9 protein-coding genes are annotated in these 14,052 nt (G+C 38.1%); 3 read left to right on the forward strand and 6 right to left on the reverse strand.

The window, feature by feature from the left end; translation table 11 throughout:
* Window positions 1-21 precede the first annotated feature (21 nt).
* Window positions 22-342, forward strand: a complete 321-nt coding sequence (locus W293_RS0105115) for an IS630 transposase-related protein (RefSeq protein ID WP_025651424.1) — start codon at window positions 22-24, stop codon at window positions 340-342.
* 13 nt (window positions 343-355) lie between these two features.
* Window positions 356-859: an IS630 family transposase gene (locus W293_RS17340; RefSeq protein WP_037025085.1), complete on the forward strand. Its 504-nt coding sequence runs from the start codon at window positions 356-358 to the stop codon at window positions 857-859.
* Window positions 860-883: 24 nt separating this feature from the next.
* On the opposite strand, the gene W293_RS0105125 is transcribed toward W293_RS17340, so the two are convergent.
* From W293_RS0105125 to W293_RS0105150, 6 genes are all read right to left on the reverse strand, one after another.
* Entirely contained in the window at window positions 884-2,467 is a 1,584-nt protein-coding gene (locus tag W293_RS0105125; RefSeq protein ID WP_025651426.1) for a hypothetical protein, read from the reverse strand.
* Window positions 2,464-4,476 carry a hypothetical protein gene (locus W293_RS0105130; protein ID WP_025651427.1) on the reverse strand — a complete coding sequence of 671 codons (2,013 nt, stop codon included), beginning with the start codon at window positions 4,474-4,476 and terminating at the stop codon, window positions 2,464-2,466. Before W293_RS0105130 ends, W293_RS0105125 begins: the two co-directional genes overlap by 4 nt.
* A gap of 40 nt (window positions 4,477-4,516) precedes the next feature.
* Window positions 4,517-7,540 (reverse strand): type I restriction endonuclease subunit R, encoded by a 3,024-nt coding sequence (locus W293_RS0105135; protein ID WP_025651428.1) that lies wholly within the window; start codon window positions 7,538-7,540, stop codon window positions 4,517-4,519.
* Between the two features lie 51 nt (window positions 7,541-7,591).
* Complete coding sequence (locus tag W293_RS0105140) at window positions 7,592-8,884, reverse strand: restriction endonuclease subunit S (RefSeq protein WP_025651429.1); 1,293 nt, start codon at window positions 8,882-8,884, stop codon at window positions 7,592-7,594.
* The gene (locus W293_RS0105145) at window positions 8,881-11,310 is read right to left on the reverse strand and encodes a type I restriction-modification system subunit M (RefSeq protein ID WP_025651430.1); all 2,430 of its coding nucleotides are present in this window, start codon (window positions 11,308-11,310) and stop codon (window positions 8,881-8,883) included. The genes W293_RS0105140 and W293_RS0105145 overlap by 4 nt, the downstream gene beginning before the upstream one ends.
* A 376-nt stretch (window positions 11,311-11,686) precedes the next feature.
* The gene (locus tag W293_RS0105150; RefSeq protein WP_025651431.1) at window positions 11,687-12,397 is read right to left on the reverse strand and encodes a hypothetical protein; all 711 of its coding nucleotides are present in this window, start codon (window positions 12,395-12,397) and stop codon (window positions 11,687-11,689) included.
* A gap of 702 nt (window positions 12,398-13,099) precedes the next feature.
* Between W293_RS0105150 and W293_RS16110 the strand changes: the two genes are divergently transcribed.
* Complete coding sequence (locus tag W293_RS16110) at window positions 13,100-14,026, forward strand: IS30 family transposase (protein ID WP_037025096.1); 927 nt, start codon at window positions 13,100-13,102, stop codon at window positions 14,024-14,026.
* The last annotated feature ends 26 nt before the right edge of the window (window positions 14,027-14,052 follow it).

Consider the following 14,052-nt stretch of genomic DNA (forward strand, 5'->3'; position numbering starts at 1 on the left):
AAATCCGCTACAGTATATAATATGGCATACTCAAAAGACTACCGACAACTGATCCTCAATAAGCTTGCAGAAGGCTATAGCATTCGACAACTTGCCGAGGAATATCAAATTAGCACCAACACTATTCAGCGTTGGAAAAAATTTCCTGAGCGTAAAAAACGTCAGTTTACCCCAACTAAAATAGACGATGCATTACTGAGAGCGGATGTAGAGGCTTATCCTGATGACTATCAGCACGAACGAGCTCGGCGTTTTAATTGTACTCAAAGAGCGATAGGCATTGCATTAAAACGAATCGGCATCACTCAAAAAAAAGAGCTTAACTCATCCAAAAGCAGATGATAAAAAACGTTTAATATTTCTTGAAAAGTTAGCGCAATTTAAGTTTGATGATAAGCCTATTATCTATCTTGATGAAAGTGGCTTTAAGTCTCATGAAAACAGGCCTCACGGATACTCTAATAGAGGTAAAAAATGCTTTGGACAATACAACTGGCAGCTTAAAAACCAAACCAATGCGATAGGTGCTATTTACAATAATCAGCTGTTCGCTGTTGGACTTTATGATCGCAGTGTCAATAGTGATGTATTTCATAGCTGGGTTGAACAACTGCTGCTACCAAGCTTACCGAAAGACAGTGTAATCGTTATGGATAATGCAACCTTCCATAAGCGCAAAGACACAACTGAACTTATAGAAGATGCAGGGCACACTATTTTATGGCTGCCACCTTACAGTCCTGATTTGAATCCTATCGAGCAAATGTGGGCTTGGGTCAAACAAAAACGTAAAGAGTGGCGGCTAGATTGCGTTGACACACTGTTCTTTTATTTCTTATGGCTGTGTGGCTATTTATAAGTTCTTTGACTATAAAATATTAGTTTAAGTAGATAACATTCGCTCGTATTCATTATCAAGATAAGTTTCTATCTTCTTGGGATCTACTTGACCTACATAATACCAATTCTTAACTTCTTTTAGTGCTACTGTAGCAAATCTTGCATAAGCAATTACGTTAGATTGCATAATAAAAGCTACTAAGTTCCCGCCAGATTTCAATCCAGCATGTCCTGCATCAATTAACGATAATGTTCCATGAGAGACAAGCAGCATTCTAACTACCTCAGGTTTATTCATCGATGGGATAGAATCCGCCCAGCTTTTTAGATGATAGAATTTCTGTTTAACTGAGTACATAAGCCTTGTTAACAGTTCGCATATCATTACAGGTACTGCCATAGCAATTCCATGTCTCATATCGTACCCCTCCTGAAAGGCCATTACACAGGCTTGAGCAAAGCTACCTTTATCTTTATCATTTACATTAAACTTCCCAAAATCAAAAAACTGTAGCAATGAATAGAACGGTATAGGTACACCTGTGCCCCTACCCTTGGCTCCAGATGACCCAGCCATATCAGAAAACAAATGTCCTAGCCAGTTCGCAAAACCACAATATATCTTTGAAACAAAATCACTTCCTCGTAATTCGAAGTTATTATTTTTGACTACGGTTATCACTTTTCCTGATGAAACAAAATGAGCATTGTTAGTAAATTGCCCTAGTATCGCACAGAACAAACCTACTATATCAGGTGAGTGTTCAAGGTTTTTAATATGGTGATTCGTAGACTTCATGTTGAAAGCATTATTAACCGATGAAGTATTAGCGTGGTCGTAGCCAACAACGAATTTTTCTTCTAAATAACCAATTGCACTCGCAATGCTAGTTGAGTCTTTAATATTCGAACCCTTTACCATCTTCCCTTCCCAGCCCATCAATTTAGCAAACTGAATAACTGCTTTATCTACAAGCTTATCTGATGATTTAGTCAGAGCACCTGTATCAAGAGCTTTAACACCTCCGTTGCCAGAATAGTTACCTAATTTAAAAGATACAAAGCAGATATCGAGAATGGCAGTAATTCCACCACAAGTTACGCTCATCATGTAATCATACTTATCACAGTTAGCTTTTTGATAAGTAAAATCATCTTTTACCAGTTTTTCAAATTCAGCTAATTGTGATTGAGTCATTAACTTCTTAAATGGATCTTCCGATAGGTCAATATTATTTTGCAGTGCATGCTTCTCATACACTGCATACCTATCACTCCAGTCTGTACTGGCTTCAAAATTAATTACTTCTAGTTGTTCTATTTGATGATATTTTCTTGGGTTATCTTGTAAAACATAACCTTCATTATCAATGAAATAGAACTCTTCATCATAATCAGCAAAGAACGCTTCTGAAAGAATGATAAACTCTTCGCTATCCGTATCTTCAATATTATCGAAGAGAGAGTATGCTTCACTTATCAAATCAGCTACTTCGTTTTGGCTTGACTTCAACTTAGCTATCTCATTTGATAATTCACCCACTTTAGTTTCTGATTTTTCAGTAAGATGCTTCTGAACCAACAGCACATTTGCTTGCTGAGTAAGATTTACAGATTTCTGGGTCATTTAAAGAAACCTTTGAGCATCGACTTCGTTTTTTCCACTGATTTTTTGGTTCTTTCAGCAGACTCATGAATCCTATCCTTAGCTTCTTTAGAAAGCATCGACCCTTCTTCTTGGTTTTCAGATAGCTCTTCGTTTACCTCATTGATATCATTAATACTATTTTCAAGATTCTCTTTTTGAATTGATAGCGTACTAATATTACTTACAGTATCAGAACTATTATCTTCTGACTGCTCATAATCTATATCATCACCTATACCTTCAAACACTTCATTTTTACTTTTTGAATCTGTATTCAAAGTACCTGAATCATCATTTTCAGATTGTTTACTGTTCTCATACTTTTCTTTATAACTACTAAACACCCCTTTAAGCTTTGTAGCTCCTGAACGAGTTTTTGCAGATAACACATCCGAAGTATTAAAGTATCCTATAATAGCAAAGATCTGCATCAACTCTTCTGCATCATCAACATTTATATCTTTTTTCAAAACAAGAACCTCGAAGGTTTTAAACGACTCATTACCTTCCTTATCCTTAATTATTTTTTTAGCAGTAGTTTGATAATAATGCTCTAATATAAATATTTTGTGTTGTTGCATAGAAGGTGAAACAGTTAGGTCATCAAGCTTAGCTAAATCAAGTGTCGTTGGGCATTTGCTTCTATATACTTGGCTTTGTACGTTATCATTCTTAACATTTAAAGACTTACCCCCTTTAGTCAGCGTACTAATTAATTTAACCATTTTCTCAATATGGTTTTTATTATCATAGTTATTTTTTATAGCGTCATTTAGCTGACTCACAATATCATTTATGTCGTTCATTAATAGAGAAAGCGCTTCTTGATTTTGCTTAATGATTTCATTTAACATCAGCCGTCTTTTTTCATGCTTTGCAATGACATCTGTTCCTGTTATTTTCCTTAAACCATGATAAGTACCTACTCCCAGTAGCACAACAACGCCTATGCCAGTAACCATGCCTGACATACCTAAGAGTCCCCCCATACCCAAAGTAGCTAAGCCTGAGGTTATACCAGCTGCCGAAAGACCCATTACTGAACCAGATATATATATAGCTGCTAGTGGTGTACCAACGGCAGCCGCATTCATGCTAAGCCTTTTCATATTTTCAACAATTTCTGAGTCGGTTGTTTCGTCCTCTAAAACCGCCCTATCATTTAATATAGCTTGTTTAACAATACTCTTGTCTTCTTCTGTAATATTTATTTTGGGTAAGATATTATTAAGAAACTCAAACTGGTCATTGAATTTTTCTTTAGAGCTGGAATGTATGTTAACCAAATCTTTATACAAAGATATGTGTAGATTTCTTAATTGCCCTGCAGGAGCTTTAGTCTCAATAATTTTAAGTAATTCCTCTACAGCTAGTATTTCTTCAGGGTAAGCTATACTAGCTCTGACTTTATTTCTAGACTCTGATTTCAACTTCAGCCTAGCCATTAGAAGTAAAAGCTCAGATATCTCCTTCTCATCAATAATACCGTCATCATAAAGCGTCATTCTGACCATAATACTCATATAAGCTATTTTTAAATCTTCATCCATATTTTCGATTGCTACATTCTGCTGCGCATCCTCGAAACTATCGAAGTTATTAACCACTTCATTTACGACTTCAATAAATGCATCAGCCGAAAATTTGCTGCTTAATATTTTAGGTATGCTTATTAAACTCTCGTCGTTAAGTGTAATAATAATAGAGTCTTCTTGACTAAGACTAGCTTTATTAATTTGTGAAAAATTAACTTTTTTAATTGATTCTTTAGATTTCAGAAAAAACCCACTACCTAGGAATAATAAGCCTTCTTTTGCATTACCAAGTAAACTGTTATCGTAGACAGCAATAATATTATTCACATCAAAATTGTACTTAAACTCTACTATTGCATTGTTAATTTTTTTTTCTGGAATATCTGGAGCTATGTATATATTTCCGCCTACTTTCTTTAAGTTTTCACGTAGGTACTCATTTACGTTTTGCATTCTTATTCCTCTAATATATTAAAATTACTCAAAAAACTCATTATTCAAACAACCCACTATCCACAACATGCCTCAAGCTATGTATAACAGCAGTTTGAAAGGCTTCATCTTGAATAAACTGCTTATAAAAGTCTAACTCTTTACGGCGGTCTGCGACTACGATCTCTTTTACCATACTCTCGAACTCTAGCTTTTTATGCTGGGCATCATTGGTATCGACGTACTTATGCTTAAAGTCATTACGCTCAATAAGACGCTTTGCTAGGCTCACAAATTTAACGCGCTGCTCTTCAGGGGTAATATCCCAATTCTTAAACCACCGCTCATTAAAGTCATTGATGATTTTCTCTAACTGCTCTTGTGGATCGTCATCATCGTGTACACCGAAAGGATTAGAATCTGTTGGCTCTAATTCCCCTGCGTCATCTTTTAGATCAATTTTTTTACTAATAGCGGTACGCTCCATAGCGTAGGTACTGAGATCTACTGATTCAAGCAACTCGTCAAAGCCATCATCTTCACTGGAACGAACCACAAGTTTAGGTATGAGCGCTTTGAGCAGCCAGTACAGCTGTTCCCATGCCACTACTTGAAAAGGCGTTATAGCGGCAATACGACTATAGATTTTAACGAACTGCTTAGCTTGCATTTTGAACTCAATCTTGTCGTCATTGATGAGTTCAAGCGTATGATTAAAGCGTTCAGCAAAAATATCTATCTTAGCTTCTAATACGTCCATAGTAGCGCCAGAGAAATACTGATCAGCATACTCTATCACCTCGGCTAGTTCATACACGCCTACAGCATCTAGGTTTGCTTTTATTTCATGCAGTACATTTATATTAGTCTCTTTCGATAGGGTCGTCGCTGTATAGTACTTATCAAACGAAGCCTTTATATCTTCAATTTCGTTATAAAAATCGAGCACAAAAAGATCTTCGGTTCTTTTGCCAAGCTTAGGAGCAGAGCGGTTTAGCCGTGATAAAGCTTGAACTGCTTGTACGTCTTGAAGCTTTTTATCGACATACATCGCAGTAAGCTTAGGCTGATCAAAGCCTGTCAGATATTTATTGGCTACGATGAGTAGCCGATATTCACTCTTATCAAACTCGTCTTTGGTTTTAGAGTCATCAAAGCCATTTATGCCTTTTTCGGTATATGAGATACCATCGACTTCTTTTTCACCTGAAAAAGCAATAATTGTCTTAAATGGATTGCCCATTATGTCAAGCTGCTTGTTGATCGCCTTATAATATCGAATCGCCATTTCTATATTTTGCGTGACAACCATACCTTTGGCCTGACCTTTAAGACGTCTGACGCCATAGACACTCTCTATAAAGTGCTCAAGCATAATTTCGGCCTTAACATCAATAGTACGCTGCTCTCCTTCAGCATAAGCTTTTAATATTTTTTGCGCTTTAATAGAACTAAACCGTGGGTCATCACTGATAGATTTTTTAATCTCGTAGTACGATCTTAACGTCGTATAATTATTCAAGACATCGAGAATAAACCCCTCTTGGATAGCTTGCTTCATGCTATATAGATCAAACACTTTAAAGCTACCATCTTCTTGCTTGATACCGAACTTCTCAAGCGTCGTACCCTTTGGTGTGGCTGTAAAAGCAAAATAGCTAGCGTTGCCCCGCATCTTACGAGACTCTATTGCCTGAATAACTCTGTCTTGCGCATCAATAGTTTGGCTATCTTCACTGGTGTCATCGTCGTTATCTACTTTCGCACCTAGCGCTCGGTTCATGTCGTCATGTGATGCACCACTCTGTGAGCTATGCGCCTCATCAATGATAATAGCGAAATGCTTATCTGCCATCTCACTAATGCCATCTAAGATATAAGGGAACTTTTGAATAGTGGTGATAACAATCTTTTTACCATTCTCCAAAGCGTCTCTAAGATCCTTAGATTTATTAGCGTGAGCGATAATACCTTTGATCTCACTAAACTGATTAATGTTATCTTTGAGCTGCTTATCTAATATTCGGCGATCCGTAACGACAATCACTGTATCAATAATAGGCTTTGCTAAGCTAGTGTTTGTAGCGTCCGTTACGCTCGCGTAAGCCTCAATGAGTTGATAAGCCAGCCATGTGATTGAGTTTGATTTACCTGAACCTGCGGAATGCTGTATTAGGTAACGCTTGCCTACGCCATTGTTTTGCACGTCATCTATGAGCTTTCTAACTACGTTCATCTGATGATAACGCGGAAAAAATAGCGTCTTATCATTGAGCTTTGGCTTTTTGATATCAGGATCATCACAGCCGAGGCGTACGAAATGGCTAATAAGGTTGACTAAGCTATCTTGAGTCAGCACTTCCTGCCATAGATAAGCCGTCTTAAAACCCTCTGCATTTGATGGATTACCACTGCCACCAAGGTAGCCCTTGTTAAACGGCAAAAAGAAAGTCTTCTCACCAGCCAAGCGCGTGGTCATGTATATTTCTTGATTGTCTAAGGCAAAATGCACCACACAGCGAGCAAAGTTAAATAGCGTCTCTTTGGGGTCGCGATCATTTTGATATTGCTTTAGCGCATTGAATCTAGCCGTTTGGTTTTTATGCGTACTCTTTAGCTCAAAGGTTGCAATCGCAAGCCCATTGATAAACAGCACCATATCTACAGAATTGCGCGGATCAGCTACAGAGTAATGCACCTGACGGGTAATACTAAATTGGTTTTGATGGTAGTTATCGATTACTTTTTGACTACTGCTGGCAAGTGGTATTGGATATAGGAAATTAAGGTGAGCATCATTAACACTGATGCCCTTTTTTAAGATTTCGAGAATGCCGTTCTTTTTGACCAGTCGATCAAGGACATTGAGAATTAAGACTTGCCAATCATTGGGATTGTACTTGATAATCTTATCAAGCTCATCCTGTTGGCTGGCGTGTAAGAATTGCCAAAACTGAGTTGTATCGATAGCATACTGTTTATCGAAATCTCTTGGATCGCCAATCGTATAGCCGTTATTACCCATAGCTTCTACGATATGGTTTTCAAGCTCTTCTTCAGAAAACTGACTGGTTTTAATTTGCATATTTATTCCCTTAAATCCCTATCGTAAGAGCGCCACATTATCGCATCGTACTTAGCTGACTTTTATTTTGCCAGTTACGGCTTGATTGATTAAGATGGTTTTGTATTCTTTTAGGCGTTCGATTTGTTGCTTTTGCAAATCTGTAACCAAATTAATTCGAGCCGTTTGTTGCTCAATAAATTCTGATATTTTTATTTGACTACTGTAAGGTGGTAGAGGTAGCTCTAGCTTAGCAAAATCGTTAAACCTGAAGTCCGTTGATCGCTCTCTTATACCTTTAGCTAGTGAAAGTATATATCCGTTATGAGCTATACTCCTTAGAAAATAAGAGTAATATTTAGATAAAACTCTCTTACTATCTTTAGGTATGCATACTGAATATACGGGAGTAGACTTCCCATCAGAGTCTGAGACACCAATTGCACCTGCAAAAGCGTCCATCTGGTGAATAACCAGATCACCTTTTCTAACGCCTTGATAACCATGCTCTTTCAATGCATTTGTAAAACCCTCAGTTCTACGGTTCGAACGCAATGTAACCTCACCATCACGGAAGCAAGTAACAATCCCGTCCTCTTCTCTAACAGGTCGATCCATTTTAAAAAACAACCATTTACCTTTTTCAATCGTCCACTCTTCAGGTATATTACCTATCCAGCTTACACCACTGTCTTTCATTTTAGCGGTAGGATCTAAACCCTTAGTGACTGCATTCTGAATAATGATTTGCTTATACTCATTGAGCCTTTCGATTTGCTGTTGCTTTGATTCGATGGCCTGATCAATTTGCAACATTTTTTGGTCAAGAAATCTAGCGATAGCCGTTTGCTCTTTATATGTAGGAACAAAGGTTTTATAGCTCATAAACCAGTCTTTTGGTATCGTATTTCTTAACCCTCGGTACAGTGGCTTGAGCATTTTTTCATTATCTAAATTCAGATAAAAGTAATATATAAAATTCTTATCGAAACTGGGCGATACTTCTAACACTGTATAAGCACCCGTGATCATACCGTCAAACTCAGAAAGCCCCACTGTCCTAGGTGTCTCTTCTACATCAAAAAGGCAAAACACGAAATCTCCAGAGCTAACTTCTTGATAAGTATCGAACTCAGCTGGAAACTTCCCTTGAGGATTATCCATATCTCTTTTTACAATACCTTTGAGAGTCAGAGACAATAAATCATAATCCTCAGATTTTTTACCAACTCGTATATTTTTGATTGAAAAAATATGCTTATTAGATAGTAACTCCCAATTTTTAGGCACCTTGCCTAATTCTTTTATCCCGCTATCTTTATAGCTTTCATATTTCGGATAAGTATCTAATAACTCAGTGCTCATAACTGCTCCTTGACTGACTCAAGGCTTTGTACGCCTAGTATCTGAGCTATCAAACCATCGGCTTGCTTATCTAGCTCGACAAGTTCATTGGCGACTGCTGCCAGTGATCGTAGTGGCTTATGCTGATAGAAATATTTATTAAAACTAACCTCATAGCCAATCTTCACGCTATCAAGCTCAATCCATGCTTCATCGACGTGCGGCTTCACCTCATCTAAATAATACTGATGAATACTTTGAGCTAACGGTATTGACTCGTAGTCTCGCAGATCACTGCTAGAGTCATAGATGACGTATTGGTTTGGCTTAGCAGTGTCTAGGCCTACACTGCTAGCAGGATAATAGCCAAAGTCTGGCAACTGCTCAGTGGTGCAATCAAGACGGGAAAGCAGATCATCAAGCTTATCACCGTCAAGCGTGGTCACTGATTTGATGACCTTTGCACCAGTCTCGTCATACCAGCTGACTGCATCAAGGATTTGCTTACGCTCATTAGCTTTGAGCTTAATATCGGCTTGCGTTTTGATAAAGTCAGCTATCTTTTTAGTGAACTCATTAAAGTCAGTAAATAGCGCATTGCCTATATGTACTTGGATAGCTTTGGCATGATTAAATAAAGACAGCTGATTATCCCATGTTTTGGGGTCAAGCAGCTTTTTGCGTTGACTGGCAGATAGGCTCAATTCTTCTTGCTCTAAGAATACTTTGAGCTTGTCTTTGTTAGTCTGAAAAAACCCCTTTTCATAAACGCTATCGCCATATTCACTGTGCATTTGACTCATGGCATCACGTAGCTGATTGTCAAAATATAAAGTGTTAATCTGCTCGTCTGTCATTTGCGCATGACGACGATCAGGACGCTCGATAGTTACTTTATGATAGCCAAAATCACGATTGTTGAAGACTTGACTAGCAATACCAACAGGCTCGCCTTTGACATTGAAATCATCTGGACTGCGAGCAATCTCTGCCATGTCTAAATAAGTCTGAGTAATCGTAGCAATATGCTCTGGACTAAACTCGCAATTTTTATCACCTAAATTCTTTCTGAGCTTTTGATACATCTGACTGGCATCAATCAGCTGTACTTTACCTTGACGTTGGACTGGCTTGTTATTGCTCACGAGCCAAATATAAGTGGTGATGCCTGTGTTATAAAAAAGGTTATTCGGCATTTGAATAATGGCATCGAGGTAATCATTTTCGATTAGGTAGCGTCTAGTATTACTCTCACCTGAACCTGCATCGCCTGTAAATAGGCTTGAGCCATTGTGTACTGACGCAATACGCGAACCTTGAGATCCGTTGGCGGTTGACTTCATCTTATCAACCATCTCTAATAAGAATAACAGCTGACCATCACTAGAGCGTGGTGTCGCATCTACCGTCTCAATCTCACCCCAGTAGTTAGCTAAAGGTACCAAAAAGCGCTCATCTGTCGTTACTTTACCATCGGTGATATTTTTCTTCTCACTAGCCCAGCTTTTGCCATAAGGCGGATTTGACAGCATAAAGTCAAACTGCGTGTTTGAGAATTCATTGGTCTCTAAAGTCGAACCAACCTTAATGTTTTCAGGGTTGTTGCCTCTAATCATCATGTCCGACTTACAGATAGCGTAAGTCTCGTCGTTAACTTCTTTGCCGTATAAATAAATACTGCGATCAAAGCCTTCGCTCTGGTACTTATCAATAATAAAGTTTTGGGATTCAGTGAGCATACCACCACTACCACAGGCTGGATCATAGACAGTAATAGTATTCGGCAAGTTGTCTTTTAGCGGATCGAAAACTAAATGTGTCATCAGCTCAATAACTTCGCGTGGGGTAAAGTGCTCCCCTGCTTCTTCATTGTTCTCTTCGTTAAACTTACGAATCAGCTCTTCGAAGACATAGCCCATGCCAAGGTTAGTGAGAGCTGGTAGACGGTTTTCGTCTGGATCAAGACGCTCATCAGGTGATAGGTTGATGTACGGCGATACAAACTTTTCTAGCACTTCAAGCAATACGTTTTTATGCGCCATATGGCTAAGCTGTGACGTTAAATCAAAGCAGCTGATAATCTCTTGGACGTTAGCACTATAGCCATGTAAATATTCATTAAAGTTATTAAGCAGTATTTGATTGCTACTTGTAGTGGTATCTTTAAGGCTTTTTAGCGTCCACTTACTGGTGTTGTAGAACACATAGCCTGACGCTTGTTGCAGCCCTTCACCATCAAGCTCTACCAGTTCAAGCTCATCTTTTTGAAAAGCCAGCTCATCCATAACGGCATCTTTAGTCGGCTCTAAAAGACTGTCTAAGCGTCTTAGGACGACCATCGGTAGTATGACGTCACGGTACTTACCTCGGACATAGACGTCTCTTAGGCAGTCATCAGCGATAGACCAAATAAAGGCAATTAATTTGTTATGGACAGCTTGGTTCATTATTTTCTCGGCATTGATGGTTCAACAATCAGCTAGTATACGTAAGTTGACCATTTGAGGGCAACCGTATAAAGCGATATATTCGTTTTGTAAAAGATATTGACAGGGTTTAATCTTGGGCAAAAAAAAGAGAGCTAAGGCTCTCTCTAATTTTTACTACATTATTCAACACGAATATATTTAGTATCTAATAGCCTTCTCTTGATAATATTCAATAGAGACTACAACTATCTTGAAAGCAGATTTCTGATACCATTCAGCAGCTGTTTTCTACTAAATATTGAGCCGAACTGAAATCTGTAGCTTATGACGCCATTCCAAAAAAAGTATCAAAATGAATATTTATTGTGTAATTTTCAGAACTATTGTTTCATCCTTAAAAGGTGTATACCATCTCGCCTGATGTTGTATTAATACCTATTTCAATGATATCGCTTACTTCACAGGTATACCAAAGCATAACAGTAACTTTTTGCCCAAAGTTCATAGTCGTATTTAAATTAGAAGTGGGTCCATAAGGTGCGCAGTTTTTAGCATTCCCTCTATTAATTATTATATCCGTAAGTGTGACAGGGTCATCATTTTTGGAAATGATAGATATTTGTGTTTGATATCTTTCATTTTCATAGGTTTTATAAAGTACAGGTGCGACCGTAACATCGAAATCTAGTGTTTCTTCTGATTCAAGAGCTGCATCCCAATCAATATCTTCGTACTCACCTCCTGCTCCATCGTCCTGTACATCCGAACCAACATTGTCATAATCCGTTGTGTTTATATACTCAAGATATAAATCAAGGCACTCATGGTCATAACCCGCGTAATCAGTACCCATATGGGTATCACGATCCATCGCCATAATCTCATTTGATGCTATATCAATTAGGCTCATATCAGACGTCGTAGTTTCTCGACTCATGCCAACTCTAGATAGGCATTTATCAAGCTCTGTAAGCTCACCAAGCTCACTTACAGTCTCTTCTTTTACCACACTATTCTCTTCTTTTACTTCAGCTAATGGCTCTTTATCGCTGCTGCAACCTATTATTAATATAGATAGCGCTATAGGTACTAGTATTTTTACCATAAATTAATATCTGCTTTAATTAATATTTAGTATAAGGAAGGAAGTTTGTTTTTACCAAAATCAGTATTAAGTTGACCCAACAGAATTTTAAATATTACACTAAAGTTAATAAATGTAAACCATTGTTACTTAAAACAAATACAAAAACCTTTTTTTCTTATATTAAGTAATTGATACTACTAGCTATTAATTTATAAGGCAGCCTAAATCAACTAACTCTTATATACTTCACTGACACCTTCATCCCAAATAGTAGTAAATAATGCTTATTGGAAAATAAAAACTTTTTTACCTAATCTCTAGAGAGACCCTTAAGCCCTTGTTTTATATATGTTTAATAGTGAAAGATAGCCTTTAAAGAATCTTTAAATAGTCTTTTAGCCTGTTTAAATAGTCTTTTATTCGAAAGACTATTTGCCTATTTCTATGAACGCCAAGTACCACCCTACACAATTTTTCCCTAACAAGATTTTGCCCATGAAATATCCTTTTAATTGCGGTAAGACTTTGATTGTAGTCATACAGTGGCTGAGGCTTTTTCTTCTGCCTAAAGTATATTACTTAGTGTATTAGATTAAGAAACCTCTCATAATACAAAACTTAGATTAACACATGAAGTGCAATATCAAAGAGCAGGTGAAAAAGAGGCCTAGATGCGCTAGCATCAAAGCTACTATCCACCGCCAAAGTGAGATTGCAACCATGAGCTATACACATCTAAGCCTAGAGGAACGATATCAGATTTATGCCCTTAGAGGGGCACAACATAGTATTAAATTTATAGCAGGGGCGTTAGGCAGAAGTCCCAGCACCATATCAAGAGAGCTTAGACGCAATAAAAGCCTACGAGGCTACCGGGCAAAGCATGCAGACAACACCGCTAAAGCGAGGCGAGCAAATAATGCCTTCACCATCATTTTAAACGTCTGGGACTGGGTCGTGACTAAGCTTAAACTGCAGTGGAGTCCTGAGCAAATAGCAGGCGTTCATAGTGGAGTCAGTCACACGAGTATCTATCGTTACTTATGGACGGATAAGAGGCAAGGCGGCACGCTATGGCAGTATTTAAGACGCAAAGCCAAACCCTATCGTCAAAGGCTTACCACTGAGACTCGTGGGCGTATTAATGACAGGATCTCAATTCATGAGCGCCCTCATGTAGTAAAAGAGCGATCCCGCATCGGTGATTGGGAAGCGGACACCATCATTGGTCAAAACCATAAACAAGCTATCGTGACAGTGGTAGAGCGAAAGACAGGTTTGGTTAAGATGAAGCGAGTGACTAAAAAGAGTGCTCATCTGGTCGCGGATGCGATGGTGGTAATGCTAACTCCAGTGAAACTACACGTTAAGACGATTACGTCCGATAATGGCAAGGAATTTGCGGATCATAAAGCCATTAAGCAAAGACTCTATAGTGGGTTCTACTTTGCTGATGCTTATGCCTCATGGCAACGAGGAACAAACGAAAATACCAATGGCTTGATTAGAGAGTACTTGCCTAAAGGATGTGACTTTAGACAAGTATCTGATGATGAGGTTCAAAACATTGAAGACAGGTTAAACAACAGACCAAGAAAACGATTAGGGTTTAAAACGCCAAACCAGGTGTTTTATTCCATTACTTAGCGTTGCACTTGGTGTGTTAATCTAGG

Origin of the sequence: Psychrobacter sp. TB67, assembly GCF_000511065.1 — a bacterium.
GTDB classification, from domain to species: domain Bacteria; phylum Pseudomonadota; class Gammaproteobacteria; order Pseudomonadales; family Moraxellaceae; genus Psychrobacter; species Psychrobacter okhotskensis.

Excerpts from the sequence above, each read along its gene's own strand:
- W293_RS0105115 (WP_025651424.1), top strand. The coding sequence starts at position 22 with ATGGCATACTCAAAAGACTACCGACAACTGATCCTCAATAAGCTTGCA.
- W293_RS0105125 (WP_025651426.1), bottom strand. The coding sequence starts at position 2,467 with ATGACCCAGAAATCTGTAAATCTTACTCAGCAAGCAAATGTGCTGTTG.
- W293_RS0105130 (WP_025651427.1), bottom strand. The coding sequence starts at position 4,476 with ATGCAAAACGTAAATGAGTACCTACGTGAAAACTTAAAGAAAGTAGGC.
- W293_RS0105135 (WP_025651428.1), bottom strand. The coding sequence starts at position 7,540 with ATGCAAATTAAAACCAGTCAGTTTTCTGAAGAAGAGCTTGAAAACCAT.
- W293_RS0105140 (WP_025651429.1), bottom strand. The coding sequence starts at position 8,884 with ATGAGCACTGAGTTATTAGATACTTATCCGAAATATGAAAGCTATAAA.
- W293_RS0105145 (WP_025651430.1), bottom strand. The coding sequence starts at position 11,310 with ATGAACCAAGCTGTCCATAACAAATTAATTGCCTTTATTTGGTCTATC.
- W293_RS0105150 (WP_025651431.1), bottom strand. The coding sequence starts at position 12,397 with ATGGTAAAAATACTAGTACCTATAGCGCTATCTATATTAATAATAGGT.
- W293_RS16110 (WP_037025096.1), top strand. The coding sequence starts at position 13,100 with ATGAGCTATACACATCTAAGCCTAGAGGAACGATATCAGATTTATGCC.